The organism is Kribbella sp. NPDC051952, assembly GCF_040680855.1.
GTDB lineage: Bacteria > Actinomycetota > Actinomycetes > Propionibacteriales > Kribbellaceae > Kribbella.
The window spans coordinates 20,794-46,532 of record NZ_JBFAXQ010000006.1 but is presented as its reverse complement, the minus strand read 5'-3'; the positions used below and the strand labels follow the sequence as shown (position 1 = coordinate 46,532).

Sequence of the window (25,739 nt, the reverse complement as noted above, 5' to 3'; positions counted from 1 at the left end):
GTTGATGGATCTCAACGCGGACCTCGGCGAAGGGTTCGGCTCGTGGTCGATGGGCGACGACAGTGCCTTGCTGGAGGTCGTCACCAGTGCCAACGTGGCCTGCGGTTTCCACGCCGGTGATCCGTCGATCATGCGCCGCGTGACTGCGGTGGCGGTCGAGCGCGGGGTCGCGATCGGTGCGCACGTCGGGTACGCCGACAAAGCCGGTTTCGGCCGGCGGTTCGTCGACATCGAGCCGGCTGTCTTGCGTGATGAGGTCGTCTATCAGATCGGTGCGCTGGACGCGTTCGCCCGGATCGCGGGCGACCGGGTCCGGTACGTGAAGCCGCACGGAGCGCTGTACAACACGATCGGGCACCACGAGGAGCAGGCCGCTGCTGTGGTTGGTGCGGTGGCTGACTACGACCGGACGCTTCCGGTGCTCGGGCTCCCCGGATCGGCCTGGCTCCGGCTCGCGGCCGAGGCCGGGCTCCCCGTTGTGCATGAGGCGTTCGCGGACCGTGCGTACACGCCTGAGGGCACGCTCGTGTCGCGGCGGCTCGATGGATCCGTCCTGCACGACGCGGACGAGATCGCCGCTCGGTGTACGGCGATGGCGACAGGTCAGCCGATCCAGGACAACTCGGGTGGCTCGCTTCAGTTGGAGCCGGCATCGATCTGCGTCCACGGGGACACCCCGGGTGCGGTCGACATCGCGCGTCGGGTGCGCACGGCGATGGAGGGAGCGGGCGTGACTCTGAGCCCGTTCGCCGGGTGATGCGGATCCTGCCGTCCGGCGATCACGCCCTGCTGGTCGAACTCGAGGACCTCGACGAGGTCCTGGGCTTCTACACCGCTCTGACCGCCGACCCACCCGCTGACGTTGTGGACATCGTTCCGGCCGGTCGCACCGTCATGGTCAGCACTGGTGGTCGTTTGGATGCGTTGGATGCGGCGCTTCGCGCGGTCGTCCCGGCGTCGGGAGCTCGTGCGGAGGGTGACCTGATCGAGTTGCCGGTGGTCTATGACGGCGAGGATCTTGCGGACGTGGCTTCGCTGCTCGGGTGCGGCGTCGACGAGGTGATCGAACGCCATACCGGTGATGAGTGGACGGTGGCGTTCTGCGGCTTCGCGCCGGGCTTCGGCTACCTGACGGGGGCGGGGTCGTGGGATATTCCGCGGCGAAAGTCCCCGCGGACGAAGGTGCCGACGGGGGCGGTGGGGCTGGCTGGTGAGTTCAGCGGGGTTTATCCGCGGGAGTCGCCCGGGGGTTGGCAGTTGATCGGGCGGACCGACGTGAGGGTCTTCGACCCCGACCGTGATCCCGCGGCGCTGTTCCATCCGGGTCGCCGGGTCCGGTTCGTCGACGCGGGTCGTGGATGAGCGGGGCCGTCGATGGGTAGCCTCACGGTGCTGGAATCGGGGCCTTTGGCAACGATTCAGGATTGCGGCCGGGCCGGTCAGGCCGCGCTCGGTATCCCCGGGTCGGGTGCTTGCGACCGTACGTCGTACGCGCTGTCCAACCGGTTGGTCGGAAACGAGGTCGGCGCGGCGGCCATCGAGGTCACCTTCGGCGGTCTCGTCCTGCACGCCGACACCGACCTGGTCATTGCTGTCACCGGGGCTCCTTGTCCTGGCGTTCCACTCAACGCACCTGCTTTGGTGCAGGCCGGGCAGGTCCTGCGGTTCGGCCCGCCGCGCAGTGGATTGCGGACGTACGTCGCGGTGCGGGGCGGGATCGACGTACCTCCGGTGCTGGGATCTCGTTCTACCGATCTGCTGTCCGGTCTCGGGCCGGCGCCGCTGGCTGCGGGTCAGACGTTGACGGTCGGGCAGTCGTACGGGCCGATGCCGGGGGTCGATCTGGCTCCGGTGGCGGACCCGGCGGGCGGCGAACTCGTCGTACGCGTGACTCCTGGGCCGCGGCGGGACTGGTTCACGGACGACGGGTGGAGGTCGCTGGTGACGCAGACCTATCAGGTGAGCAGTGCGAGCAACCGGGTCGGCGTACGGCTGGACGGTGAGCCGCTCGAACGGGCCTTCACCGGCGAACTCGCCAGCGAGGGGATGTCTCTCGGCGCGATCCAGATCCCACCGTCCGGCACCCCGGTCATCTTCCTCGCCGACCATCCCGTCACCGGCGGCTATCCCGTCATCGCCTACGTCGCCGGGACGGACGTGGACCTCTGCGCCCAGGCCCGCCCCGGCCAGGCCGTCCGGTTGATCGGCTAGTTGGTCAGCGGGTGACGCGGCTCAGCATCTCGTCGGCGAACGTTTGCTGTGCGTGCCGCATCAGGGCAGCCTCGTCCGGATCGGCGAACAACTCCCCGAGGCGAGCGGGGTCGACGTCCTCGAGGTGGGTCTGCAGCCACCAGATGTTGCCCAGCGGATCCTTCACCCGGCCGCCGCGGTCGCCGGTGATCTTCGAGTTCATCAGCTCGGTCACCACCGTGGCGCCGGCGGCGAGCGCGCGTGCGTAGACGGTGTCGACGTCGTCGACGTACACACTCAGGAAGCTCGGTGTGTCCGGCCACTCCGGCGCGGCGTCGAACACCATCAGCACCGACGTGCCGACAGTGATCTCGGCGTGGCCGATCGTGCCGTCCTGGTTGAGTACGCGGAAGGTGCTGGGGAGCTCGAAGGTTTGCTCGACAAACTCGAGGAACCGATCGGCTCCCTTGACCGCTACGTACGGCGTGACGGTCGACTTACCACCGGGGATCTGCTGTGTCGTCATGCCCTCAGTCTTCCGGTGATAGCGGCCAGGTTTTGTCCGCTACTGCCTCAACTTCGAGCCGTCCGGTGGAATCGTTTGAGGTACTCGGTGGGAGTGGTGCCGACATGGCGGGCGAAGGCCCGGCGCAGAGTCTCGTCGCTGCCCAGACCGCTCAGCCGGGCTGCCGTGGTGATGCTGTGACCGTCGAGCAACAGCTGTTGAGCCCGATCCAGGCGCACCCGTTCGACCCACCGGCTCGGGGTGGTCCGGAACTCGCTGTGGAAGAGACGGGTCAGGTGCCGCGCACTCACCGCCGCCGACGCCGCCAGACGCGACAAGCTGTGGTCTCCCGCCGGATCTGCCACGACCGCGTCTGTCGCCACTCGCAGTACGTCGCTCCGCGCCGGCGGGGTCGCGATCGCCGTCGAGAACTGCGACTGCCCGCCTGGCCGCTGCAGGTATACGACCAGCTCGCGGGCGACGGACCGTGCCACTTCGGCACCGTGATCCGCCTCGACCAACGCGAGCGCGAGATCGATACCCGCGCTGATCCCGGCCGAGGTGATGTAGCGCCCGTCGCTGATATGCAGGGCGTCGGGCTCGACCGCCACCTCCGGATACTGCCGCGCCATCGCGGCCGCATGCCGCCAGTGCGTGGTCGCCCGACGGCCGTCGAGCAGGCCGAGCGCCGCGAGCACGAACGCACCGCTGCAGACCGACGTGACTCGTCCGGCTCCTTCGGCCAGCTCGGCGGTCAGCTTCAGGACCTCGTCGGGCACCCGATCCACGAGATGATCCGCACCGGCCACAACCACCGTGTCGACCCCTGCCACCGCGTCGACCTCTGCCAGCGAGCCCGGTGCCAGCGAGCCCTGTGCCACTGCGTCGACCTTTGCCAGTGAGCTGACTGTGCCGGCGAGCGTCACTCCGGACGCGGCCCGCACTTCACCACCAGTCGGAGACACCAGCACGGTCTCGTAGCGCGGGCTGTCGCGGTTCGCCTGGTGGAGGACCTCGAGTGGGCCGGTGACGTCGAGCAGCGTCACTCCGTCGTACACCACGAATGCGACCCGCCGTGTCCGGATCTGTGGTTCAGATGGCGTGATGGACATGGCGCCAGCGTAGCCGTTCCGGCGAATCTGGGCAGGACAACGAGTTCAGCGGAAGGCAGCAGACGATGACCGAAGAGATTGCCGGCGTGCGAATCCCGGACAGCACAATGGCTCGCGAGGCGACCGAGCTGGTTCGGGAGGTGGCGTCGCCGCTGTTGTTCGACCACTCGCGGCGGGTGTTCCTGTTCGGTTCGCTGCGTGGGCTCGAGCATGGATCGCAGTTCGATCCGGAGCTGTTGTACGTCGGCGCCATGTTCCACGATCTCGGGTTGACCGAGCGGTTCCGTCGTACGGACCAGCGCTTCGAGCTGGACGGTGCTGACGAAGCCCGCCGCTTCCTGCATTCCCACGGCATCACCGGCGATCCGGCCGACCGAGTCTGGACAGGCATCGCCCTCCACACGACCCCAGAAATCCCCCTGCACATGGCCGCCGAGGTCGCACTCGTCACCCGAGGCGTCGAACTCGACGTACTCGGCATCGGCTACAACGCGATCACCGATGCCCAACGCACAGCCGTCACCACAGCCCACCCCCGCCCAAACTTCAAGAATCAGATCCTGGCCGCGTTCACCGAAGGCATCAAGGATCGGCCGGACACCACCTTCGGCAACGTCAAAGCCGACGTACTCGAACACTTCCACCCCGGCTTCCACCGCGCCGACTTCGTAGAAGTAATCAAGACCTCCCCCTGGCCCGAGTAACCGCCCCACAGGCGGTCGGGTAGGCGGCTCGGGCAGCTGCTGCCGGAGAGATGGCTTGTCCCAGGCGCCTCATCCGGGGCCGCTGGGCCGGGGCGCTCGTCCGGGGTCGCATGTCCGGGTGGGTTGTCCGGGGTCGCTTGTCCGGGTGGGTTGTCCGGGGGCGGTGGGCGCGCGAGGATGTCGGCTATGACGGAAACTGCGGGGATCGACAGTGCGGTCCCACCGAGTGGGGCCGGTTGTGCGGACTGCTTGGCGGTCGACGGTTGGTGGTTCCATCTGCGGCGCTGCGCCCAGTGCGGCCACATCGGCTGCTGCGACTCGTCGCCGGCCCAGCACGCCTCGGCCCACGCGGCTTCGAGCGGGCACCCGATCGTCCGCAGCTTCGAGCCGGGCGAAGACTGGTTCTGGCACTACGGCGAGTCCCAGTACTACGACGGCCCGAAACTAGCCCCACCAGAATCCCGCCCCGAAGACCAATCCGTCCCCGGCGGCAACGTCCCCGAAGACTGGCAATCCCAACTCCACCGCTAACCCCACAGCACCTGGACCCCAGCTGACCGGATGAGTCCGGCTGGAACGCTCACCCATGCGGCTACAGGACGAAGCCGCATGGGAAGGGGTCGTCTGGGTCTAGGAGGTAGTTGGCTGTGCCGGTTATCCAGGCTCGGCCGGTGACGGTGGGTACGACGGCTGGGTAGTCGCCGACTGTGGTTTCTTCGATCAGGCGGCCGGTGAAGCGGGTGCCGATGAAGGACTCGTTCACGTAGTCGGTGTTGAGGGCGAGTTCGCCGCGGGCATGCAACTGCGCCATCCGGGCCGACGTACCGGTCCCACACGGCGACCGATCGAACCAGCCCGGATGGATCGCCATCGCGTTGCGTGAGTCGGCGCCGCCCGTCCCCGGGGCGGTGAACTGGACGTGCTTGCAGCCGTTGATCCCAGGATCGAGCGGATGCACCGGCCGGTCGGTTGCGTTGATCGCATCCATGATGTCGAGACCGGCCTGGAGGATGCGGTCCTTCTCGGCCCGGTCGAACGGGATCCCGAGCTGGTCCAGCGGCAGGATCGCATAGAAGTTGCCGCCGTACGCGAGGTCGTAGGTCACCGGACCGAGACCCGGCACGTCCACCTTCGCGTCCAGGGCATGGCTGTACGACGGGACGTTGCGCAAGGTCACGTGCTCCGCGCGACCGTTGCTCACGGCAACATCCACGACAATCAAGCCGGCCGGGGTGTCGAGCCGGACCACGGTGGTCGGCTCGGTCACCTCGACCATGCCGGACTCGACCAGCACGGTCGCCACGCCGATCGTCCCGTGACCGCACATCGGCAGGCAACCGGAGACCTCGATGTAGAGGACACCCCAGTCCGCGTCGGAACGGGTCGGCGGCTGCAGGATCGCGCCGCTCATCGCCGCATGACCGCGCGGCTCGTTCATCAGGAACAACCGCAGGTCGTCCAGGTTCTTGATGAAGTACTCGCGCCGCTCGGCCATCGTCGTACCGGGGACGACACCCACGCCACCGGTCACGACGCGGGTCGGCATCCCCTCGGTGTGTGAGTCGATCGCGCTGATCGTGCGGATGGACCTCATGTGAGGGATTCCACGGCTTTCTTCATGTCCTGCTCCAGTTGCGCGAGGTGCTCGGGGACCAGCGGCCCACGCGGCGGGCGGCACGGTCCGCCGTACCGGCCGACGTAGTCCATGCCCCACTTGATCGCCTGGACGAACTCAGGCCGCGAGTCCCACCGGAAAGCGGCGACCAGCGGTTCGTACAGCGCTCGGGCCTCTTCCAGCTTGCCCTGTACGGCGAGGTCATACAAACGGACCGACTCCGCCGGGAAGACGTTCGGGAACCCGGCGAACCAGCCGGTGGCACCCATCAGCAGCGCCTCCAGCGTCAGGTCGTCGGCGCCGGCGATGACGGCCAAGTCCGGCGCGAGCTCGCGGATCTCGAGGATGCGGCGGACGTCACCGGAGAACTCCTTCACCGCGACGATGTTCTCGATCTGTGCGATCTCGGCGAGGATGTCTGGGGTGAGGTCGACCTTGGTGTCGATCGGGTTGTTGTAGACCATCACCGGGAGGCCGGCCTTCGCGACCTCGGTGAAGTGGTTGATCACCTCGCCGCGGTTCGCGCGGTACATGGTCGGCGGCAGGCAGAGTACGCCGTCCGCTCCGTCCTCGGCCGCCTTCTCCGCCCAGGCACGTGCCTGGTGTGCGCCGACTCCGTGTACGCCGACGACCACGACACCGTCGTCCCCGACGGCCTCGATCGCGGTCCGCGCTACTGCTCTTCGCTCGTCGTCGGTCAGGGACGAGTACTCGCCGAGCGATCCGTTCGGGCCGACTCCGCGGCAGCCGTTGTCGATCAGCCACCGGCAGTGCTCGGCGAACTTGTCCAGGTCAGGACGCAAACCCGCCGGCGCCGTCGCATCCTCGGCGTACGGCAACGCGGTGGCGACGATCACGCCGTCCAACTTCTCGCTCACTCTTCCTCCTCGGTCGTGGAATCACCAGGCGCTGCCTGCGCCCCAGCCAGATCGCCCAGCCGAATTGGCACGGCGATCGGTCGTTTCATGCTTGGTATTCGTAAGTCGTCCTGCCCGGCTGCCAATGCGGCGACGGTCCGCGAACAGACCCTGCCCTGACACATTCCTAGCCCTGCCCGGGTCGTGAGCTTCAGCCCGCGCCCGTCGTCCAGTTGTCGCCCGACGACCGCGTCCTCGATGTCCCCGCGCGTGACCTCTTCACACCGGCAAACCACGGTCTCCCGCCCACTCCACTCCTTCCACCCGTCCCGCACCGGGTAAGCCTTAGCAAGAGCAGCCGCAAACCGCCGCCCCTTCCCCACCCCAGCCCGAGCTTCCTCAACCCCACGCACTGGGTTCAAAGGAAAAGAAGAAGGCACACCCCCATCCGAGTGGGGGGAAGGCGCTGCGGCATCACCAACCGAGTCGGCGGAACGTGAGGCTGCGGCGGAACCACCGACCGGGTTGGTGGAAGGCACCGCGGGACCGGTTACCGGGTTGGTGGGGGGTGTTGCGGGACCGCTCACTGGGTTTGTAGTGGTTTGGGGGTGGTGGGCGGCTTGGGTGCCGGCTAGGTGGCCTTCTTGGGTGGAGAGGTCGGCGCCGCCTATGCCGGTTAGTTCGCCGGCGGCGTAGATGCCGGGGGTGGTGGTTTGCTGGTTGTGGTCGACGATTACGGCTGGGCCGCCGTCGGGGCCGGTGGTTAGGTCGCAGCGGGCGGAGACGGCTAGCTCTAGTTGGGCGGTGAAGCCGAAGCCCAGGCAGACGGCGTCTACCTCTAGGCGGCGTTCGGTGCCGGGGACGGGACGCCAGTTCTCGTCGATGCGTACGACGGTTACGGCCTCGACGTGGTCGGTTCCGTGGGCGGCTATGACGGTCCAGCCGTGGCGGAGCGGGATGCGGTGTCTGGCGAGGAGGGCGGCGTACCCGATCGCCTCGGGAAGTTTGCTGGCGGCAACTAATGGGTCGGTGGACCAGCCTCTGCGGACGGTCTTGAGCGAGTTGGCCTCGAGGAGTCCGACGACCTGGGCACCTACGCCTACCAGGGATTCTGCGACTGGAAGGAGAAACGGTCCGGTTCCGGCGACGAGGACTCGTTTGCCGACCGAGATTCGTTGTCCCTTGGCTAATGCTTGGGCTGCGCCGGCGCTGTAGACGCCGGGCAGATCCCAACCAGGGAAGGGAAGTACGCGATCGTAGGCACCCGTTGCCAGGACGACGGCCTTTGCGTCTACGGCGAATACGTCCCGGCCGGGAGCGTCAGCCGGACCGCGTTGCACCCACAGGCGTAGGCCTTCGATCGCCCAGACCGAGCTCTCGGCCAGGTGCGTAATCCGCTCATGCGCAGTGACCCGATCTCGGCGCGCCGCAAACCCGCTCCATCCATGCTGGAGACTCTCCGGCCGTCGAGCTGCAAACTCCACCGGGAGCTGACGGTTGAACTGACCGCCAAGCGCTCGTCCGCTGTCAATCAGCACCACGGACGCCCCTTGGTCCGCAGCCGCGAGAGCCGCCGCGATCCCCGCGGGACCAGCTCCCACCACAACAACATCAGCCGCATTCCGGGGCGGCTGAGAAGAAACGGTCCGCGACTTGGCGGAGGAGAGGTGACCCTCCACCCGCTCGGCCGGCCCAGCTCGCGGAGGCACCTCGTCGGTTGGCGGGGGTGCGGTGGGGAGGACTGCGCCGGGTTGGGTTGTGATCGTGTCGCCTGGGTGGATGGTGCGTTGGCAGGCCCGGATGTCTGGGATTCCGTTGACCACTACCAGGCAGTCGTGGCATGCGCCGATGCCGCAGAAGGTGCCTCGCGGGCGGGCGGCGAGCCGGGTGGTTCGCCAGGACGGCTGGTTTTCAGTCAGGAGTACGGCGGCCACTGTCTGGCCGGCGCGGGCCGTCACCGGGACGCCGTCGACGGTGACGCCGACAGCAGGCGGCGTACCGACTTCGGCTGGGTCGTCCGCAGACGACCGGAGATAGGCGGTCATGCGGCCACCACCGCCGGGCGATCGACGCGGAACGGAGACGGGTCGATGTGCGGCGCGAGGCCCAGGAACAGCTCGGTGATCAAGCGACCTGTAGACGGAGCGAGCCCGATGCCCGCCCCTTCGTGACCGGTCGCGTGCCAGAGGCCGGCCACCCGTGGATCAGCACCGATAACCGGCAAATGATCCGGCGCATATGGCCGAAACCCGCCGTACGCACGGATCACCGCAACCTCACGCAGGAACGGGAACAGCCCGACCGCCTTCCGCGCGAGCTCACGCAACACCTGCACGCGGACCGAGTCGTCAAACCCGATTCGCTCCCGGCTCGACCCGATCAGAACGGTCCCGGCCCGCGTCGACTCGACCACCGTCGACGTCTGCAGCTCCGCGTCCCCACTCCCGACCGCGCCGACGTAATCCGCGTCGTACACCTTGTGTCGCACGCACTCCGGCAGCGGCGCCGTGACCAAGATCATCCCGCGCCGCGGCAGCACCTGGATCGGCGCACCCGCGGCCGCCCCGAACGCACCAGCCCACGGCCCACAAGCATTGAGTACGGCGCCGCACGCGATGTCCCCGTCCGACGTCTCAACCCCGACGACACGTCCACCCGACACCCGCAACCCCAGCGCAGTCACGCCCGACCGCACCTCACCCCCGCGATCTCGAACCGCAGCCAGCAAAGCCGTTGCCGCCAGCACCGGTTGCACCTGCGCATCGTCGGGATAGTGCACGCCGACGGTCACCCGAGGAGTGAGCAGAGGCTCCAGCTCGAAAACGTCAGACGGCCCGATCACCCGCGCGTCCACGCCGGCCGCCACCTGCTTGGCCGCAAACGCCCGGAGCGGCTCAGGATCCCCGGTCGCCACCACGACCCCACCCTTGGACTCCCACTCCACGTCCGCGACCCGCGCCGGCAACCGATCGCGTACGACGTCCCACTCGGCCCGCGACGCCACCGCCAACTCGAGCTCAGGCCCGGGCTCCTTGTCCGAGACGAGCACGTTGCCCTCACCGGCCGCCGTCGTGCCACCAGCAGGTCCGTTGCGGTCGATCACCAGCACCCGGACCCCGGCCGCGGACAACGCCTCCGCACAGGCCGCACCGACCATGCCCGCACCGACGACCACCACATCGGGTGTCGCAGCTCCGGGCATCGCACTCACCTCCGAACAGAACCGTTCACTAAAATGAACGATTCCGAGCGTACGCGCCCCGCCTCGGCCCGGTCAATGCACTCAACCGGCACTCTGCAGGAACTATCCCTGCAGATGCGGCCCGCCGAGCGTGATCGGGTACGCATCCGGCGGGTACTCGAGCAGCAGCACCGACCGCACCAGCCCGTCCACGGCCTCGTACCCGTGCGGCCCGCCGGCCCGGAACGCGAGGTAGTCCCCGGGCCCCAATTCCTCAGTCCGTCCCCGCGAAGTGATGCGCAGCCGCCCAGACAGGACAATGTGGTGTTCGGTCCCAGGATGCCCATCCGAATGCTGGACCGCGTCCGGCCGGACCTCTTGGTTGTAGATCTCGAACAGCCCACCCGGGTTCTCCAGCCGCCGCAGCATCCGCAGATCGATCGCGTCGCCATGTAGTACGTCGATCTCCGCCGACCGCACCAGCACCAGATCCGCGGTCGGCGACTCACTCAGCAGCGCCGACACCGGGACTCCCAGAGCGTTCGACAGACTGAACACTGTCTCGATCGTCGGGTTCCCCGCCCCGGACTCCAGCTGCGACAGCGTCCCCTTCGCGATCCCGGACCGTCGCGCGAGCTCGGACAGCGAGATGCCCTGCTCGTCCCGCCGCGTCCGCAGATTCGTCCCGAGCAACCGTCCCGCACCCATCGCCGTCACAGCCCGGAGCATGCCACATCACCCAAGCAGTGATCAGGGAATGATCCGCCCACGCCGCAGCGCGGTGAAGATGTTGTAGAACATCTGCTCGGTCTCGACGTACTCGTGGAAGCCGGCCCGGCGGGCCTTGGACGAGTCGGCGAAGAAGTCGTAGTCCCAGCCGAAGACGAAGTCCGCGAACGGCCACGACGACACCTCGGCGAAGGAGGTCGTGGTCAGGTCGTGCGCGACCTGCATCTCCTTCCACACGGGTTCCTTATCGGCCATCACGTCCGCCAGCGACATCTGCAACGGCGGCGCGACCTCGAGGCCGAACCAGGCACCCAGCTTCGGCCACAGCTCGTTCCATCGGAACAGATCGCCGTTCGTGATATTGAACGCCTGGTTCGCCGCGGCCGGTGCGGTCGCCGCCCAGACGGTTGCCTTGGCCAACAATCCGGCGTCAGTCAGCTCAAGCAGCGCGTCGTACGCTCCGGGCTTGCCGGGGAAGCGCAGCGGTACGCCGAGCTCCTTCGAGATCGACGCGTATACAGCGATTCCGACCGCCAGGTTCATCGGGTTGCCGAGGGCAACACCACCGACGACAGAGGGCCGAAGCGCTGACCAGGTCCAGTCCTTGCCGTGCTGGCGATCCTCCAGCAACCGCTGCTGGTCGACGTTGAACTCCGGCGGCAGGTGCGGCGGATCGTCCTCCCGGGCCGGCGTCTTGAACGGCCCGAGGTGCGCGCCGTACACCTTGTAGCCCTGCATCAGACTGACGTGCCGGAGTCCGCGGGCGACCGGCTCGATCGCGTCCACCACGTTGACCAGCATGGCGAGGTTCGGTGGGACGAGCTCGGCCCAGGTCGGGCGATCCTGGTAGGCGACGTAGAAGACATGCGTCACCTCGGACAGACCGGCCAACTTGGCGCGGGTGTCGTCCGGATCGAGCAGATCGACGCCGATGTGCCGAACCCGACCGGGTACGTCGGTCCCGCCACGGCGAGACAGCCCGATCACGCGCCACTCGGGCAAAGACGACAGATGCTCGACCAGATTCGTCCCGATGACTCCACGGGCTCCGACCACCAACGCTACGTTCTCCATACCAAACAGCCTGCCTGACCTGCACAGATAAGACCAAGGCATAGTTTTCACCGATCCCATAAACTCAGCTCATGACTACGTTGAGGCAGCTGGAGTACCTGGTCGCCGTGGTGGATGAGGGCTCGTTCACCCGGGCCGCCGAGGTGCTGCACGTGACCCAGCCGGCGTTGTCCCACCAGATCCGCGCGCTGGAGCGCTCCGCGGGCGGGCCGCTGCTGGAGCGGTTGCCGCGCAATGTTCGGCTCACCCCGACCGGCCGCGCGATGCTGCCGCGCGACAGGCGGCCGGTCTGGAGGTGGGCGAGTTGCAGATCGCCACGCTGTACTCGATCACCCTCGGCGTGCTCCCCAAAGCCTTGCGAAGCTGGCGGCAGACCCATCCCGACGTGGGCATCCGTCTCTTCGAGCATCGGCATACCGACGAGCTCATCGAGGCCATGAACGCCGGTGAGGCCGATCTCGCCGTCGGCCCGGAGCCGGCCGGCTGGACCGGCGTCACTCGGACGCTCGGGACCGAAGAGCTCGTCGTGGTGGTCGCCGCGGACGACCCCGCCGCCGTCGGGGAGGACATCGCCCTGAAGGACCTCGCGGACCGCGCCTGGGTCCACTACACCCCGGGCCACGGACTGGCCGACGTACTCGATATCGCTTGCGCACAAGCGGGTTTCGAACCGCGAGTCGCCGTACGCACGGAGCAGACCGCGGCCGCACCTGCCCTCGCGGCGGCCGGTCTAGGTCCTGCCTTGGTCCCCGACAACATCCTGCCGAAGGATTTCGACGGCCACATCCTGCATCCGCAGCCACGGGTCCACCGCACGCTCACGGCGTACACCCGCGGTGAACCCGACCCGCTCGCCGCCGCGTTCATCGACGTTCTGGTTTGGAGCAGCCGCGCCGCGGGCACGCGGAGTTGATGGCAGAGGAAAGGTGTTCCTCCTGACCGCGCTGAAGCGCAGTCCGACGCCTGGCCGCAACGCTCAGTCCTGACCCCAGTTGGCCACGATCACTGCGATCGGTGGGAGGACGGCTGCGACCGCGCTCATCCCGATCGCGGCCGGGATCGAGAACAGGCGCACGACGAACCAGGCCAGGCCGATGAGAGCAAGGCAGCTGCCCATCAACCAGTAGTAGAGCTTGCGATTGTCGTACTTGCGTCCCACAACCGCCAGGCTACCCCTGGCGGAAATGCGCACACTAGTGCGCGGAACCGCTCTTTAATGCACAGCTTCAAGCCTTGACAGTCCGGAAACGCACTCCTACGGTGTGCAGCCAGGGGCAATTAAGGCCCTGACCGTAATTCCGGATCCGTCACCGGAGGCGACCGCCCATGAAGCTGCGATTGTTGCTCACGGCACTCACTTTGACCGCGGGAAGCCTGGTCCCCGTCGGCACGGCACAGGCCGCCGTACCTGCGGGAGTGTTCCAGGACTTCGAGACCGATGCCGACCTGCAGGGCGCGATCGTCTCGCTGCCACAGGACAAACTCGAGCGGACCGCCAACCCGACGCACGGCGGCTCCGGTGTGAAGTTCACCGTCGCACCGGCCGGTACGCCGGGAGCGACCGCCTCGGCAGGCGTCAATCTGTACGCCGGCACCCCGAGCCTGCCGGTCAGCGACTGGAGCGGTCACACCGTGCTCGGGTTCGACTTCTTCACCGAGCTGGACTACACCACCGTCGGCCGGGTCACCGTGCGGGACCAGGCCAACAAGGCGTGGGGCCTCGACTACACGATCAGCGGCCGCGGTTGGACGCCCGTCGATCTGCGTCTGAGCGCGATCACCGCCGCCGGCGTCGACATCAGCCGGATCGCCTACATCGGCATCTCGATCCCACGCTCGAAGACACCGGTCACCGGTCACTACGACGCCTTCCGCCTGGTCGACAGCTACCCGTACGACGAGACGCCGTACAGCGATCAGGCCACGGCGCAACTGCTCCGGCTGAGCGACTTCGACGGCGTACTGAGCAAGCTCTCGCGACAGCTCGCCGACCTGGATCGCCCGCTCGGACCTGGCCCGACCGACGCGCGGTTGCGGGCGCAGGTCGAGGCTGCGCAGGCACAGTGCGTCGCGTTGCAGGACACGTTGTCAGCGGGGCCGATGACATACGCGCAGTACGCCCCGTTCAACACCGCGGTCACTGCGTTGCAGCGATCGGTGCCGCGGCTGGCGAACACGATCCAGGCGCGGTTGCGCGACCGGCACGCGGACTTCGGGCTGGAGTCGGCGGACTCGATGGCCCTCGTGTACCCGAAGGATCTGCCGTTTACGTCAACCGGGCCAGCGCCGTCGGTGTCGCTGACCCGTGGTGAGTACGAGAGCGTGCAGGCTGTGGTGTTGCCGTTCGCCGAGCAACTCACCGGCGTACAGGCGCGGGTGGTCTCGGTGTCCGGCCCAGCCGGCGCGCTCACCGCCTCGGTGGCGCCGGTCGGTTCGCTGAACGTGACGCCGACGAGCCAGTACCACCGACCGACGTACGCCGGCTGGACACCGGACCCGATCCGGGACGACCTGCACACGGTGGATGTCCCTGCCGACACGATCCAGCCGTACTGGATCCGGCTGAAGGCGTCGCCGACCGCGAAGCCCGGCAGCTACAAGGTGAAGGTCGCGTTCACCGCGAACGGCAAGCACACCAGGACCATGACAGTAGCGGCGAACGTCTGGCCGGTCACGGTCCCGGACCAGCCCAAGCTCAACACGACCTTCCACTTCACGCCGGCGATCGTGAACGACCTCTACGGCATCACCGATCCGGCCGAGCAGGAGGCGACCAAGCACACGTACTGGTCGTTCCTGCACGACTACAAGATCGAGCCGGACCAGCTGTACACCTGTCCGTGCATCCCCTCGGCCCCGAACCCGGTGATCGTGCCGACCCCGGTCGAGGACGTGGTCTACATCCGGGACCACTACGGGCTGCGCGACTTCAACGCGCTGTACCTGTGGGCCGGGCGGCTGAATCCATCGAAGCCGGAGACGTGGCAGGCCCAGATCGACACCTGGATCGCACAGCTGCGGACCGCGATGGACAGCTACCGGGCTGCCGGTGTCGACAAGTACGCGTACGTCTACGGCTTCGACGAGGCCAGCGGGCCGATGCTCCAGGCCGCCAAGCAGACCTTCGCCGCGGTGAAGGCCGCCTTCCCGGACGTGCCGATCATGACCACGCTGCGGGACAACTCGATGGGCGTCGATACCGGACTGACCGGGCTGGTCGACATCTGGGCTCCGCAACAGGACCTGTACAACCAGGCGGTCGCCGAGCGGACCCGTGCCCGTGGCGACCAGGCGTGGTGGTATCCGGACATCGCCACCGGCTCACCGCTACCGAACTGGTTCAACGGCTACCCGCCGATCGACTCGCGCACCCTGATGGGTCCGATGTCGTACAAGGCCGGCGTCGAGGGCGTCCTGTACTACGCGACGAACCGGTGGCTCCGCACGGACCACGCCAACCAACTGCTGGTGAACGACGGCATTCTGTCCGCGTGGAAAGCGGCGACGTTCAACGGCACCGCCGGCGACGGGTCGATGTTCTACCCGGGTCCGACCGGACCGATGGCCTCGATCCGGCTCGAGAACTTCCGCGACGGCATGGAGGACTACAACCTCCTCTGGCTGCTCTCGCACGACCTGTCGTCGAGCCACCATGTGCCCGCCGTGCTGAAGCAACACGCGAACAAGCTGCTCGCGGCCGGTGATGTGGTGACCGACCAACGCAACTTCACCGAGGACCCGGCCCACTACCGCCAGTGGCGCGCCGACGTCATCGCGACCACCACCGCGATCGAGCTAGTGCGTTAGGTAGAAGCGGGAGACCGAGTGGAAGGACTTCTTCGGTTGCCAGTGGTACGGCGAGGCCGGATCGTCCTCGTGGGTGCGGAGGACCTTGCAGAGGCTGTAGGCGGCCATGTCCTCGTCATGCGGCCGATCGTGCGGGCGGTGCGGCGCATCGGGTGAGATGAAGGTGTACGGCGATGCGCCGAGGAACCCCTCCGCCGTGAAGACAGCGAGCATATTGGCCAGATGATCGGCCTGCTCCTGCTCGTTGCGCACGTACTGCGGTGGGATCACTGGGACGTCGCCACTGAAGTCGACGATGTCCCAGCCCATCCCGCCCAGTTCGGCCGCACCGGTGAACGTGCAGCACCCGAACTCCAGGATCAGGATCGGCTTGCCCAACGCGCGGAACGGCGCCAGCTCCTTGGTGTGATCGGCCCGGTCCGCGTGGTACGAGTAGTAGTCCAGCCCGACGATGTCGAACAGGGACCAGTCGACCGGCTCGAGGTCGGAGGCGGCGCCGTACGTGATCCTGCCCTTGAAGTTGCTTCGGGCAACCTTCACCATGCGGGCGGTGAACTCGCGGAACCTCCGGACCAGGACCGGCCAGTCGAACTCGCCCTTGGTCAGATACTCGACGCGCTCGAAGAAGGTCGCGCCCGGAACGATGCCGGGCGTGAACAGCATGAACTCGCAGCCGATGGCCAGGATCACCTCCTGGTCCTGGTCGCACCGCCGACGTAGCCGCTCGGCCTCGACTGCGACCTTGCGGAGTTTCTCGAGCTCGTCGGCCTGCGGTTCGTCGAACGATCGCGGCTGAATCGACACCGTCAGCCCTTGCTCGAGGGCCGCCGTCGCTGTGTCGGTGAGACGGCGTACGTCGCTGCCGTAGATGCTCACCCAGTTCGCGTGCAACCGGTGGCGGATGGCGCGGAGTTCGCCGCGCATGAGGTCGGTGCGCCAGAGCGCGCGGCTGTCGTCGCCGAGGAAGCCGGTGCCGGTGTCGTAGGCGACACCTTTCAACGTGAGGTTGCGTTGTCCGGTGGCGGCGGCGGTCGTTGTGGTGGCGAGTCCGGTGGTGGTCGCGAGCAGGCCGAGGACGGCGGCGCGTTGGAGGAACTGAGCCCGGTTGATGGTCATGGTCCCGAGTTTTCGCCGGTACGCCGGGCAAGTCGTCGTACGGAGGTCCCCGGTGCTGCGACTTTGGTCGTTCGTGGCACGGGGATGACCCGTCACCGTTGTGCCCTGTCAATCGCTTGCTCTAATCCACCTGAGCGCGCAACTCTTCGGAGTCGCGGTGGCCGGTCCACGGGGATCGGCCACCGCTTCCACTTGGGGCTTTGGTCTACAGGTCGGCGAAGGCTGAGGCTGGGTTCTCGAAGGCGTCGGCGACGAAGCGGAGGAAGGCGGCTGCCGTTCCGCCGTCGCAGACCCGGTGATCGAAGACGAGCGACAGTTGGGTGAGCTTGCGGACCGCGATCTCACCGTTCACCACCCACGGCCGGTCGATGATCCGGCCGACGCCGAGGATCGCAACCTGCGGATGGTTGATGATCGCGGCACTCCCGTCCACGCCGAAGCTGCCGTAGTTGTTCAGCGTGAACGTCCCGCAGTTCAGCTCGTACGGCGTGAGCCGGCCGGCGCGGGCGGATCCGGTCAACCGCCGGATCTCCTCGTCGAGGGCTCGGGTGGTCAGCCGGTGCGCGTTAGGCACAGCCGGTACGACGAGACCGCGGTCCGTCTGCGCAGCCAGGCAGAGGTTCACCCCGTCGTACTGGACCAGTTCGTCGCGCTCAGTGTCGACAAATCCATTCAGCTCCGGGTACTTCATCAACCCGGCCACCACGAACCGCCCCATCAACGCCAGCAGCCCAGGGCCTGAGTCACTTGCCGATCGCAACGACTCTCTGAGCTCGACGAGGGCGGTGGCATCCACGTCCACCCAGGTGGTCGCCTCCGGAATCTCAGCTCGGCTACGAGCCAGGGTGGCCGTCACAGCCTTCCGGAACCCGGTCATAGCCTCGCGCCGCAACTCCCCCAACCCGGTGCGCGACTCGACCTTGGCCGCGAACGGCTCGACCTGCTGAGTGGTCCGCGGCTCGTCGAACCGCTCCGCAATAGCCCGCTCAACATCTTTCCTAACAATCACCCCACCGGCCCCAGACCCGGCAAGCCCGCGCAAATCCACCCCAGCATCCCGAGCCAACCGCCGAACCACAGGCGAAACCACCAACAACACCCGCGCCTGCGCAGGTGCAGCGGAGGAAGCGCCAACCCCAGCCGCAGCCATAGAGGTTGCCGCGTTCCCCACCTTCTTCCTTTCGGCGGGTGGGGCGGACGGGGCGCTGACCGGCTCCGCCGCAGGGGAGGCAGCCTCAGCCGGCCGACTGAATGAACGGGGCTTACGACGCCGGCCTGAGGAAGTTCCTTCACCTGTGCCGTAACCGATGAGGACGTTCCCTGAGCCGGCCTGTTCTTCCTGGCGGTAGGCATCGGCGGCAGACTCGACCTCAGCCGAAATGGTGATGAGCGGTTTGCCCACCGGAACCACAGTGCCCGCGTCGCCATGGAGTTCCTCAACCACCCCGGCATACGGACAAGGCAGCTCAACCAAAGACTTCGCCGTCTCGACCTCGGCGACCGGCGTATCGACGACCACCACATCGCCGACCTTCACCAACCAGCGGACGATCTCCGCCTCGGTCAGCCCTTCACCAAGATCGGGCAGATGGAAGGTGTTCACGAGTCCTCCCACTGCAGATCGTCCACAGCATCAAGGATCCGATCCACCCCCGGCAGCTGGTACTTCTCCAACTTCGGCGGCGGATAAGGAATGTCGAACCCGGTCACCCGCCGAATCGGCGCCGCCAACGAGTGGAAGCACCGTTCAGTGACCCGAGCAACGATCTCCGACGAAACACTCGCAAACCCACTGGCCTCCGCAACCACAACAGCCCGACCGGTACGCCGTACCGCCGCACAAACCGTCTCATCATCGAACGGCACGATCGACCGCAGATCCACCACCGTCAACTGCCGCCCCTCAGCCGCCGCAACCTCAGCAGCCTCGAGCGCAACCGGCACCGAAGGCCCGTACGCAATCAACGTCGCGTCGGCCCCTTCCCGACGTACGACGGCAGTCCCGATCCCCGGCTGATCCTCGGTGAGGTCGACCTCCTCCTTGGCCCAGTAGAGCTTCTTCGGCTCCATGAACACCACGGGATCCGGGAACTCAATTGCCCTGCGCAACAACGTGTAGGCATCCGCAACGGTGGCCGGGGCAACGACCGTCAGACCGGGAGTGTGCGCGTAGTAGCTCTCCGACGAGTCGCAGTGGTGCTCGACGCCACCGATCCCACCGGCGTACGGCATCCGGATCACCATCGGCAACGCGACCCGGCCCTGCGTCCGGTTCCGCATCTTCGCGACGTGGGAGACGATCTGCTCGAACGCCGGGTACCCGAACGCGTCGAACTGCATCTCGACCACCGGCCGCATCCCGTTCATCGCCAGCCCGACCGCCATCCCGACGATCCCGGACTCGGCCAATGGGGTATCGAAGCAACGATCCTCGCCGAACTCCGCGGTCAACCCGTCCGTGATCCGGAAGACGCCACCGAGCGCGCCGACATCCTCACCGAACATCAGCACCGAGGAGTCGGCCTTCATCGCGTCCCGCAACGCCTGGTTGAGCGCCTGCGCCATGGAGATCTTCTCGTGCGTCATGGGTTCAGGCCTCCTCTCGCGCCAGCTCGTCGCGCAGGAACGCGGACTGCTCCCGCAGCTGCTGCGTCTGCTCGGCGTACAGGTGGTTGAACAGATCCTCCGGGTCGACCGACGGCTCCGGCATCAGTCCCTCGCGCAGCTGATCGGCAACCTTCGCGGCCGCCGCATCCGCTTGCTCACGGACCTCATCGTCGAGCCAGCCCTGCTGACTGAGGTAGGTCTCCAACCGCTTGATCGGGTCGCGGTCCAGCCACGGGGTGACCTCGTCGTCCTCGCGGTAGCGCGTCGCGTCGTCGGCGTTGGTGTGCGCCTGGACCCGATACGTGTGCGCCTCCACCAGCTGCGGCCCTTCGCCCGCGCGCGCCTTCTCCACAGCGTCTCCGAGTACGGCGAGCAGGCCCGCCAGATCGTTGCCATCAGCCCGTTCTCCGGGTACGCCGTACCCGATGCCCTTGTGTGCCAGCGAAGGCGCAATGGTCTGTCGGGCGAGCGGGACCGAGATCGCGTACTCGTTGTTCTGGATGAAGAACACCACCGGCGCATGGAAAACGGCGGCGAAGTTCAGCGCCTCGTGGAAGTCGCCCTCGCTGGTGGCGCCATCACCGCAGAGCGCCATCACCACGGTGTCCTCGCCCTTCAGCCGGGCCGCATGTGCGACGCCGACGGCATGGGTGAGCTGGGTCGCCAACGGGGTGGACTGCGGCGCGACGTTGCGTGCGTACGGGTCGTAGCCCGAATGCCAGTCACCGCGGAGCAGAGTCAGCGTCTCGATCGGGTCGACGCCACGGCTCACGATCGAGACCGTGTCGCGGTACGTCGGGAACAGCCAGTCGCCGTCCCGCAGCACCAACGTGGCCGCGACCTGGCAGGCCTCCTGGCCGTGCGACGACGGGTAGACGGCGAGCCGGCCCTGACGAACCAGCGCACTCGCCTGGTCGTTGATCCGACGCCCCTTGATCAACTGAACGTAACCGTCGACCAGGGCTTCTCTGGTGGGAAGCCGGTACGACGGGTGGTCGTGCGGTACGCCGTCCTGGTCGATCAACCGGACGGGTTCCGCGGAGGGGAGCAAGCGCTCCTCAACGGTGGTCATGGACCCTCCTGCGCAGGAGACGGACGGTAGGCTCATCGTCGTCCTTCTGGCCATTCGGATCTATAGTTGTGAGAATCGTGAGACGTTTGGTCCACGATCATCGCGAGGAGCGGCATGATGTCCGATGAGGTGATGGTCCACCGGGCCGGTCCTGGACAGATGGTCGTGGCTCCCGCGCTGGACGAGGTCGACCGGCAGATCGTGGAGGCACTCGGACGGGACGGCCGGCTGTCGATCCGGGCTCTCGCGGACCAGGTCCACATCTCCCGGGCGAACGCTTACGCGCGGGTCGAACGGCTCACCTCGACCGGGGTCATCACCGGCTTCACGGTGACGGTCGATCCGCTGAAGCTGGGTCTCGCGACGTCGGCGTACGTCACCCTCAGTCTCCGGCAGAGCTCGTGGCGATCGCTCCGGGAGCAACTCCAGGCGATCCCCGAAATCAAGCACATGGCGCTGGTCGGCGGTGACTTCGACGCCATCCTCCTGGTCCGAGCCCCCGACAACGAGGGCCTTCGCCGAGTGGTCCTGGAGAAACTCCAAGCCATCCCGGAAGTCTTGGCCACCCGGACCGCCTTGATCTTCGAAGACCTCGGCACGCTTTAGCTAGCAACCGCAGGAGCTGCGCAGGATCAGCTCCGTGGGATAGGTGACCGCCTCCACCGTGTTCTCGCCGTCGATCAGGCGGCGGACCGCCTCCTTCGCCAGTTGCTCGAGGGGTTGGCGGACGACTGTCAGTGGGGGCCAGCTGTATTCGGTTTCGGCTGTGCCGTCGAAGGCGGCTATCGCGATGTCTTCCGGGACTCGGAGGCCGGCCTCATGGATGGCCCGGAGGACGCCGATCGCCTGGAGATCTGAACTGGCGAAGATTGCCGTGGGCTTCGCGGCGAGCAACTCCTGGCCGGCGGAATAACCACCCCGACGGCTGAACGTCGTACGAGCGATCGGGCCATCGGCGAGGCCGGCGTCCGACAGCGCATCACGCCAGCCCAGTTCGCGTTCGCCATCGCGCGGTCCGCCTATAACCAGGCCGATCTCGCGGTGACCGTGGCTGATCAGGTGCTCGACCCCACGCCGGGCGCCCTCGCGATACTGCGGCCGCACCGACGACACCGCCGGCAGCACCCGATTGATCGCGACCACAGGCAGACCGACCTCGACGAGATCCGGCTCCTCAGCCGGCGCGACCAGGATCAGCCCGCTCACCTGCCGGGCCACCAACTCCGCGACCTTCGCCTGCTCGGTCGCCGGATCACCGTCGGTCCCGGTCTGCAGTACGACGTACCCCCGAGCCGAAGCCTCCTTGTCGATGGCCTTCGCGAGCTCAGCGAAGAGCGGATTGCCACCGTCAGGCGTGATCAAGCCGAAGGTCCGAGTCGTGCCCATCCGGAGCGCCCGGGCGGTCGCATTCGGCCGATACCCAAGGACCCGGATCGCCTCCAGAACCCGCTGCCGGGTCTCCGGCGCGACCGGGCGCGGGCCCTCGTTGACCACGTAGCTGACCACCGCCGTGCTGACCCCGGCGTACTGCGCCACGTCGTTCCGCGTGACTGGGGTGGCCTTCGGCATGAGGCGATAGTACGGCCTTGACCGGGTTGGAAAGCGATTGCTAACGTGCTGAATCTACACGAGTAGAAGGAGCTTCGTCGTGCCCAGACGCTATGCAGTCGCCGGGACCGGTTCCCGAGCGCGTTCGTACGTTCGCGCGATCATCGAGGAGCACCCCGAGGAGGCCCAGCTCGTTGCCCTGCTCGACCCGAACCCGGGGCGGCTGGCGTTCCACCAGAAGTACGTGCAGGAGCTGGGTGGCGCGGAGCTTCCGCAGTACGGCGCTGACGATCTGGAGCGGATGGTCAAGGAGCAGTCCGTCGACCGGGTGGTCGTGACGAGCCCCGACTACACCCACGCGTCGGTGGTGTCCCGCCTACTGCGTGCCGGTGCGGATGTGATCGTGGAGAAGCCGCTGACGATCGACGCCGACGGCACCCGGCAGATCGTCGACGCGATGAACGAGTCCGGCAAGTCGGTCGTCGTGACCTTCAACTACCGCTACTCCCCGCGGAACAGCGCGCTCCGGCAGCTGATCCAGGACGGCGAGATCGGCAAGGTGACGAGCGTCGAGTTCCAGTGGGTGCTCGACACCCGGCACGGCGCAGACTACTTCCGGCGCTGGCACCGCGAGAAGCGATTCTCCGGCGGACTGATGGTCCACAAGGCGTCCCACCACTTCGACCTGGTGAACTGGTGGATCGCCTCGTCCCCGACCCGCGTCTTCGCGTCCGGCGGATTGTCCTTCTACGGCTCGGAGAACGCGGCAGCTCGTGGCCTTGGGCAACGACCTGAGCGCGGTACGGTCGATGGTTCGGCCAACGACCCGTGGTTGCTGGATCTGCGTACCGACGACATCAACCGTCAGCTCTACTGGGAGAGCGAGCAGTACGACGGTTATCGGCGGGACCAGGACGTGTTCGGGCCGGGGATCACGATCGAGGACAACATGTCCGTGATCGCGGAGTACGCGAACGGTGCCCGGATGAGCTACTCGCTCAACGCCCACTCACCGTGGGAGGGGTACCGGGTCTCGGTCAACGGCACCGAGGGTCGCGCCGAGCTCGAGGTGGTCGAGCGGGCCGCGGTGATCGACGATCACATCGACCCGAGCTACCCGTCCGGGCGCGTGATCGCCGGCGAGGTCCGGTCCGACGGCGAGCGGCTAATCCTGCAGAAGCACTGGGCTTCCGCGGTCGAGGTCGAGATCCCCCGTGGGGAAGGCGGTCACGGTGGTGGCGACCGCCTGATCTACGCGGACCTCTTCAAGGGCCCGGGCAACGACCCGCTCGGCCGCGCCGCCGACGTGCACGACGGTGTCCGAGCCGTTGCCGTCGGCATCGCCGCCAACCAGTCCCTCGCCACCGGCCAACCGATCACAATCACCGACCTAGAACTGGGCGGCTGGCGCTAGGGCCATCACACTCGCCGACGATCGGACCCCACGCGGTGGCGGCTGGCGCTAGGCCGGCGGCACCTACCAAGCGGCCGGGAGGCCCGGGCGGTGGGTGCCGAAGGTCCATTCGTAGCCTTCGGGATCGGTGACGCGGCAGCGGTAGTTGCCCCACTCCGTCGTACCGGGTTCCCAGATCGGCTCGGCGCCGGCGGCGGTCGCCGTATCCCAGACGGCGTCCACCTCGGCTTGGGAGTCGACGGCGATGTACGCGCCATGGCCCACGGTGTCGCCCTTACGCAAGGGCCGGTCGTAGCCCGCTTCGTCGGTGAAGAGCGTGAAGGCGACACCGTCGGACCGCATCTCGGCGTGCATGATCCCGCCCTTGCCGTCGGGGACCTCCATCGTGGTTTCGAACCCGAAGGCCTTCTCCAACCAGCGCAGTGCGCCGACCGCGTCGCGGTAACCGAAGTACATGTGGAAGGTAGTCATGAGATCAGCATCGGCCAGGTAGCGGACAGGACCTGACCGCTACCCGGAACGTCCGGGAGGTCGACGGTCGCGATCCAGCGCAGCTCGGCATCTGCTGTCGGCAGTTCCATCACATACGCCTCACCGAGGTCGTGCCCGGTCAGCCAGAGCCGGCCATCCGGTCCCCACGAACCACCCGAGTTCGACATCGACTTGAACCGGTCCAGGATCGTCTTCGGGATCGTGTACGACGCCAGCGGCTGGAACTTGTCGTTCAGCTTCACGATCTGGGTGTTGTCGGTCTGCCCGTACGGCTCACCGGTCTCGTCCGAGATCTCGTCGTAGTTCGCGAACCCGGCCCACCAGGCACCGTCGTGCCAGTCCAGCCAGGTGAGCGAACCGCGGTAGATGCCGAACGAGTACGAGTCGATATGCCGCATCGTCCTGGCGTCGAACACCTCGATCGAGCTCTCCATCGGAAAGTCCGGGTAGTTCGAGTGCACGGCGTACAGCTTGCTGCCGACCACCACACCGCTGTCCATGTGGATGAACGACGTCAACGGCGTCGCCTGGGCCGGGACGCGATGAGCTGTCCCGGACGGAATGGAATCCTGCACCCCGACCCTCGTGTCACCGGCGGAACGGCGGGTGAATCTGATGCGTCAGGTAGCTTGCCGACGGGCTGCCCGCTGGCGGCGGAACCAGATGAACAGCGCCACGCACGGGATCACCAGACCGCCGATGCCGAGCGCGAGGAAGTCCCACTCGGCACCGATGTGGTCGACCAGCCAGCCGAAGTTCTGACCGAAGAACCCGGTCACGAAGGTCAGCGGCAGGAACACGGTCGCCAGGATGGTCAGCTGCTCGATCGTCGCGTTCTGCCGGACACTGACCTTGGTCTGCTCGACCCCGATCACCGCCATGTTCGCCTCCAGCACGGTCGCGAGGAGGTCGCGTTGCGCCGCGACCTCCTCGTTCACCAGCACCAGGTGGTCGTGCACATCCCGGAAGTACGGCAACAGCGGGGTGTCCCGGGCACCGCGCTCGATCGTCGCGAGTACGGCCATCAGCGGGTGGACGGCCCGGTAGAAGTCGGTCACCTCTCGGCGGAGGAAGTAGATCTGCTCGGTCGGCGCGACGGAGCCGGCGAACACGGTCTGCTCGACCCGCTCGATATCGCGTTCGAGTTCGGCGACGACCGGGCCGTAACTGTCGACCACCTGGTCGAGGATCGCCCAGAGGACCGAGCTCGTGCCGCACTCCAGCAGCTCGGGCCGCTGCTCGAGCCGGATCCGGGCGCCGTGCAGATCACTGGCCACGCCTTGGCGAACCGTGATCACGAACGCCGGGCCGACGAACACGCTCACCTCGCCGAAGTCGACCTCCTTGCGCTCGTCGTCGTACCGGGCGGTGCGCAGGATGACCAGCTCGACGTCACCGGCGTACGGCTCGACCTTGGGCCGGAGGTGGAACGTCTGGGCGTCCTCGACGGCCAGCTCGTGCAGGCCGAAACTCTTTCTGGCCTGATCGAGCTCCTCGGCGGTCGGGTCGAACATCCCCAGCCAGACGAACCCGCCCTGCCGGCAGTGCATCGCAGCATCCTCGACCGACATCGCCTCGACGTGCTGGCGGCGTCCGTCCCGGTAGTAAGCGCAGTCGATGATCATGGTGACCTCCTCCCCCGATCGTCGTCGCAGAAGGCGATAGGAAATAGGGTTGGGCGGGAAAGCGGCGGTGAACATCGGTGACGGGTCGGCG

The 25,739-nt window shown here is 67.3% G+C and carries 26 protein-coding genes and 1 pseudogene; 10 read left to right on the top strand and 17 right to left on the bottom strand.

What is annotated here, in order from left to right; translation table 11 throughout:
- Positions 1–4 precede the first annotated feature (4 nt).
- Genes AB0L70_RS13540 through AB0L70_RS13530 form a run of 3 tightly spaced genes read left to right on the top strand, consistent with a single transcriptional unit; the run spans position 5 to position 2,211 of the window.
- Positions 5–757 (top strand): 5-oxoprolinase subunit PxpA, encoded by a 753-nt coding sequence (locus AB0L70_RS13540; RefSeq protein ID WP_363684099.1) that lies wholly within the window; start codon positions 5–7, stop codon positions 755–757.
- Positions 757–1,362, top strand: a complete 606-nt coding sequence (locus AB0L70_RS13535) for an allophanate hydrolase subunit 1 (protein WP_363683501.1) — start codon at positions 757–759, stop codon at positions 1,360–1,362. The genes AB0L70_RS13540 and AB0L70_RS13535 overlap by 1 nt, the downstream gene beginning before the upstream one ends.
- Before the next feature lie 12 nt (positions 1,363–1,374).
- Positions 1,375–2,211, top strand: coding sequence for a biotin-dependent carboxyltransferase family protein (locus tag AB0L70_RS13530; protein WP_363683499.1), 837 nt, complete (start codon positions 1,375–1,377; stop codon positions 2,209–2,211).
- Between the two features lie 4 nt (positions 2,212–2,215).
- On the opposite strand, the gene AB0L70_RS13525 is transcribed toward AB0L70_RS13530, so the two are convergent.
- Both AB0L70_RS13525 and AB0L70_RS13520 read right to left on the bottom strand, forming a co-directional pair.
- A complete protein-coding gene (locus tag AB0L70_RS13525; protein ID WP_363683497.1) occupies positions 2,216–2,716 on the bottom strand; it encodes a VOC family protein in 501 nt (166 codons plus the stop codon).
- Between the two features lie 47 nt (positions 2,717–2,763).
- The gene (locus AB0L70_RS13520) at positions 2,764–3,807 is read right to left on the bottom strand and encodes a helix-turn-helix domain-containing protein (RefSeq protein WP_363683495.1); all 1,044 of its coding nucleotides are present in this window, start codon (positions 3,805–3,807) and stop codon (positions 2,764–2,766) included.
- 65 nt (positions 3,808–3,872) lie between these two features.
- Between AB0L70_RS13520 and AB0L70_RS13515 the strand changes: the two genes are divergently transcribed.
- Both AB0L70_RS13515 and AB0L70_RS13510 read left to right on the top strand, forming a co-directional pair.
- A complete protein-coding gene (locus AB0L70_RS13515; protein ID WP_363683493.1) occupies positions 3,873–4,511 on the top strand; it encodes an HD domain-containing protein in 639 nt (212 codons plus the stop codon).
- A gap of 186 nt (positions 4,512–4,697) precedes the next feature.
- Complete coding sequence (locus tag AB0L70_RS13510; RefSeq protein ID WP_363683491.1) at positions 4,698–5,042, top strand: UBP-type zinc finger domain-containing protein; 345 nt, start codon at positions 4,698–4,700, stop codon at positions 5,040–5,042.
- Positions 5,043–5,103: 61 nt separating this feature from the next.
- Here AB0L70_RS13510 and AB0L70_RS13505 read toward each other — a convergent pair whose 3' ends face one another.
- From AB0L70_RS13505 to AB0L70_RS13480, 6 genes are all read right to left on the bottom strand, one after another.
- Entirely contained in the window at positions 5,104–6,105 is a 1,002-nt protein-coding gene (locus AB0L70_RS13505; RefSeq protein ID WP_363683489.1) for a proline racemase family protein, read from the bottom strand.
- Positions 6,102–7,004, bottom strand: a complete 903-nt coding sequence (locus tag AB0L70_RS13500) for a dihydrodipicolinate synthase family protein (RefSeq protein WP_363683487.1) — start codon at positions 7,002–7,004, stop codon at positions 6,102–6,104. Before AB0L70_RS13500 ends, AB0L70_RS13505 begins: the two co-directional genes overlap by 4 nt.
- On the bottom strand, positions 7,001–9,028 hold the full coding sequence (locus AB0L70_RS13495; protein WP_363683485.1) for an FAD-dependent oxidoreductase: 2,028 nt from the start codon (positions 9,026–9,028) through the stop codon (positions 7,001–7,003). The genes AB0L70_RS13500 and AB0L70_RS13495 overlap by 4 nt, the downstream gene beginning before the upstream one ends.
- Positions 9,025–10,185, bottom strand: a complete 1,161-nt coding sequence (locus tag AB0L70_RS13490) for an FAD-binding oxidoreductase (RefSeq protein WP_363683483.1) — start codon at positions 10,183–10,185, stop codon at positions 9,025–9,027. Before AB0L70_RS13490 ends, AB0L70_RS13495 begins: the two co-directional genes overlap by 4 nt.
- 102 nt (positions 10,186–10,287) lie before the next feature.
- Positions 10,288–10,893 (bottom strand): XRE family transcriptional regulator, encoded by a 606-nt coding sequence (locus AB0L70_RS13485; protein WP_363683481.1) that lies wholly within the window; start codon positions 10,891–10,893, stop codon positions 10,288–10,290.
- A 21-nt stretch (positions 10,894–10,914) separates the two neighbouring features.
- On the bottom strand, positions 10,915–11,967 hold the full coding sequence (locus tag AB0L70_RS13480; protein ID WP_363683479.1) for an SDR family oxidoreductase: 1,053 nt from the start codon (positions 11,965–11,967) through the stop codon (positions 10,915–10,917).
- Between the two features lie 71 nt (positions 11,968–12,038).
- Here AB0L70_RS13480 and AB0L70_RS13475 point away from each other — a divergent pair.
- Both AB0L70_RS13475 and AB0L70_RS13470 read left to right on the top strand, forming a co-directional pair.
- Positions 12,039–12,167: pseudogene (locus tag AB0L70_RS13475) on the top strand (LysR family transcriptional regulator); the annotation flags it as partial.
- A 95-nt stretch (positions 12,168–12,262) separates the two neighbouring features.
- Positions 12,263–12,880 (top strand): LysR family transcriptional regulator substrate-binding protein, encoded by a 618-nt coding sequence (locus tag AB0L70_RS13470; RefSeq protein ID WP_363683477.1) that lies wholly within the window; start codon positions 12,263–12,265, stop codon positions 12,878–12,880.
- A gap of 63 nt (positions 12,881–12,943) precedes the next feature.
- Here the strand turns inward: AB0L70_RS13470 and AB0L70_RS13465 are convergent, their stop codons facing one another.
- Positions 12,944–13,126 (bottom strand): DUF3099 domain-containing protein, encoded by a 183-nt coding sequence (locus tag AB0L70_RS13465; RefSeq protein WP_363683475.1) that lies wholly within the window; start codon positions 13,124–13,126, stop codon positions 12,944–12,946.
- A gap of 167 nt (positions 13,127–13,293) precedes the next feature.
- Between AB0L70_RS13465 and AB0L70_RS13460 the strand changes: the two genes are divergently transcribed.
- Positions 13,294–15,774 carry a glycoside hydrolase domain-containing protein gene (locus tag AB0L70_RS13460; protein ID WP_363683473.1) on the top strand — a complete coding sequence of 827 codons (2,481 nt, stop codon included), beginning with the start codon at positions 13,294–13,296 and terminating at the stop codon, positions 15,772–15,774.
- On the opposite strand, the gene AB0L70_RS13455 is transcribed toward AB0L70_RS13460, so the two are convergent.
- The 4 genes from AB0L70_RS13455 to AB0L70_RS13440 form a co-directional block, all read right to left on the bottom strand.
- Positions 15,763–16,890 carry a hypothetical protein gene (locus AB0L70_RS13455; RefSeq protein WP_363683471.1) on the bottom strand — a complete coding sequence of 376 codons (1,128 nt, stop codon included), beginning with the start codon at positions 16,888–16,890 and terminating at the stop codon, positions 15,763–15,765. The genes AB0L70_RS13460 and AB0L70_RS13455 overlap by 12 nt on opposite strands.
- A 205-nt stretch (positions 16,891–17,095) precedes the next feature.
- Positions 17,096–18,493: a dihydrolipoamide acetyltransferase family protein gene (locus AB0L70_RS13450; RefSeq protein WP_363683469.1), complete on the bottom strand. Its 1,398-nt coding sequence runs from the start codon at positions 18,491–18,493 to the stop codon at positions 17,096–17,098.
- A complete protein-coding gene (locus AB0L70_RS13445; RefSeq protein WP_363683467.1) occupies positions 18,490–19,476 on the bottom strand; it encodes an alpha-ketoacid dehydrogenase subunit beta in 987 nt (328 codons plus the stop codon). Before AB0L70_RS13445 ends, AB0L70_RS13450 begins: the two co-directional genes overlap by 4 nt.
- A 4-nt stretch (positions 19,477–19,480) precedes the next feature.
- Complete coding sequence (locus AB0L70_RS13440) at positions 19,481–20,569, bottom strand: thiamine pyrophosphate-dependent dehydrogenase E1 component subunit alpha (RefSeq protein ID WP_363683465.1); 1,089 nt, start codon at positions 20,567–20,569, stop codon at positions 19,481–19,483.
- 117 nt (positions 20,570–20,686) lie between these two features.
- Between AB0L70_RS13440 and AB0L70_RS13435 the strand changes: the two genes are divergently transcribed.
- Positions 20,687–21,175, top strand: a complete 489-nt coding sequence (locus AB0L70_RS13435) for an Lrp/AsnC family transcriptional regulator (protein ID WP_363683463.1) — start codon at positions 20,687–20,689, stop codon at positions 21,173–21,175.
- Here AB0L70_RS13435 and AB0L70_RS13430 read toward each other — a convergent pair whose 3' ends face one another.
- Positions 21,176–22,138 (bottom strand): LacI family DNA-binding transcriptional regulator, encoded by a 963-nt coding sequence (locus AB0L70_RS13430; protein WP_363683461.1) that lies wholly within the window; start codon positions 22,136–22,138, stop codon positions 21,176–21,178.
- Between the two features lie 79 nt (positions 22,139–22,217).
- On the opposite strand from AB0L70_RS13430, the gene AB0L70_RS13425 reads away from it, so the two are divergent.
- A complete protein-coding gene (locus AB0L70_RS13425) occupies positions 22,218–23,531 on the top strand; it encodes a Gfo/Idh/MocA family oxidoreductase (RefSeq protein WP_363683459.1) in 1,314 nt (437 codons plus the stop codon).
- Positions 23,532–23,594: 63 nt separating this feature from the next.
- On the opposite strand, the gene AB0L70_RS13420 is transcribed toward AB0L70_RS13425, so the two are convergent.
- From AB0L70_RS13420 to AB0L70_RS13410, 3 genes are read right to left on the bottom strand one after another with little or no spacing between them, the layout of a single operon-like run.
- Complete coding sequence (locus tag AB0L70_RS13420) at positions 23,595–24,002, bottom strand: VOC family protein (RefSeq protein ID WP_363683457.1); 408 nt, start codon at positions 24,000–24,002, stop codon at positions 23,595–23,597.
- Entirely contained in the window at positions 23,999–24,598 is a 600-nt protein-coding gene (locus tag AB0L70_RS13415) for a hypothetical protein (RefSeq protein ID WP_363683455.1), read from the bottom strand. The genes AB0L70_RS13420 and AB0L70_RS13415 overlap by 4 nt, the downstream gene beginning before the upstream one ends.
- A 45-nt stretch (positions 24,599–24,643) precedes the next feature.
- A complete protein-coding gene (locus AB0L70_RS13410) occupies positions 24,644–25,648 on the bottom strand; it encodes a magnesium and cobalt transport protein CorA (RefSeq protein ID WP_363683453.1) in 1,005 nt (334 codons plus the stop codon).
- Positions 25,649–25,739 lie beyond the last annotated feature (91 nt).

What these genes read in the sequence shown, in the direction of transcription:
- AB0L70_RS13540 (WP_363684099.1), top strand. Translation starts at nt 5, where the DNA reads ATGGATCTCAACGCGGACCTCGGCGAAGGGTTCGGCTCGTGGTCGATG.
- AB0L70_RS13535 (WP_363683501.1), top strand. Translation starts at nt 757, where the DNA reads ATGCGGATCCTGCCGTCCGGCGATCACGCCCTGCTGGTCGAACTCGAG.
- AB0L70_RS13530 (WP_363683499.1), top strand. Translation starts at nt 1,375, where the DNA reads ATGGGTAGCCTCACGGTGCTGGAATCGGGGCCTTTGGCAACGATTCAG.
- AB0L70_RS13525 (WP_363683497.1), bottom strand. Translation starts at nt 2,716, where the DNA reads ATGACGACACAGCAGATCCCCGGTGGTAAGTCGACCGTCACGCCGTAC.
- AB0L70_RS13520 (WP_363683495.1), bottom strand. Translation starts at nt 3,807, where the DNA reads ATGTCCATCACGCCATCTGAACCACAGATCCGGACACGGCGGGTCGCA.
- AB0L70_RS13515 (WP_363683493.1), top strand. Translation starts at nt 3,873, where the DNA reads ATGACCGAAGAGATTGCCGGCGTGCGAATCCCGGACAGCACAATGGCT.
- AB0L70_RS13510 (WP_363683491.1), top strand. Translation starts at nt 4,698, where the DNA reads ATGACGGAAACTGCGGGGATCGACAGTGCGGTCCCACCGAGTGGGGCC.
- AB0L70_RS13505 (WP_363683489.1), bottom strand. Translation starts at nt 6,105, where the DNA reads ATGAGGTCCATCCGCACGATCAGCGCGATCGACTCACACACCGAGGGG.
- AB0L70_RS13495 (WP_363683485.1), bottom strand. Translation starts at nt 9,028, where the DNA reads ATGACCGCCTATCTCCGGTCGTCTGCGGACGACCCAGCCGAAGTCGGT.
- AB0L70_RS13490 (WP_363683483.1), bottom strand. Translation starts at nt 10,185, where the DNA reads ATGCCCGGAGCTGCGACACCCGATGTGGTGGTCGTCGGTGCGGGCATG.
- AB0L70_RS13485 (WP_363683481.1), bottom strand. Translation starts at nt 10,893, where the DNA reads ATGCTCCGGGCTGTGACGGCGATGGGTGCGGGACGGTTGCTCGGGACG.
- AB0L70_RS13480 (WP_363683479.1), bottom strand. Translation starts at nt 11,967, where the DNA reads ATGGAGAACGTAGCGTTGGTGGTCGGAGCCCGTGGAGTCATCGGGACG.
- AB0L70_RS13460 (WP_363683473.1), top strand. Translation starts at nt 13,294, where the DNA reads ATGAAGCTGCGATTGTTGCTCACGGCACTCACTTTGACCGCGGGAAGC.
- AB0L70_RS13455 (WP_363683471.1), bottom strand. Translation starts at nt 16,890, where the DNA reads ATGACCATCAACCGGGCTCAGTTCCTCCAACGCGCCGCCGTCCTCGGC.
- AB0L70_RS13445 (WP_363683467.1), bottom strand. Translation starts at nt 19,476, where the DNA reads ATGACGCACGAGAAGATCTCCATGGCGCAGGCGCTCAACCAGGCGTTG.
- AB0L70_RS13440 (WP_363683465.1), bottom strand. Translation starts at nt 20,569, where the DNA reads ATGACCACCGTTGAGGAGCGCTTGCTCCCCTCCGCGGAACCCGTCCGG.
- AB0L70_RS13435 (WP_363683463.1), top strand. Translation starts at nt 20,687, where the DNA reads ATGTCCGATGAGGTGATGGTCCACCGGGCCGGTCCTGGACAGATGGTC.
- AB0L70_RS13430 (WP_363683461.1), bottom strand. Translation starts at nt 22,138, where the DNA reads ATGCCGAAGGCCACCCCAGTCACGCGGAACGACGTGGCGCAGTACGCC.
- AB0L70_RS13420 (WP_363683457.1), bottom strand. Translation starts at nt 24,002, where the DNA reads ATGACTACCTTCCACATGTACTTCGGTTACCGCGACGCGGTCGGCGCA.
- AB0L70_RS13410 (WP_363683453.1), bottom strand. Translation starts at nt 25,648, where the DNA reads ATGATCATCGACTGCGCTTACTACCGGGACGGACGCCGCCAGCACGTC.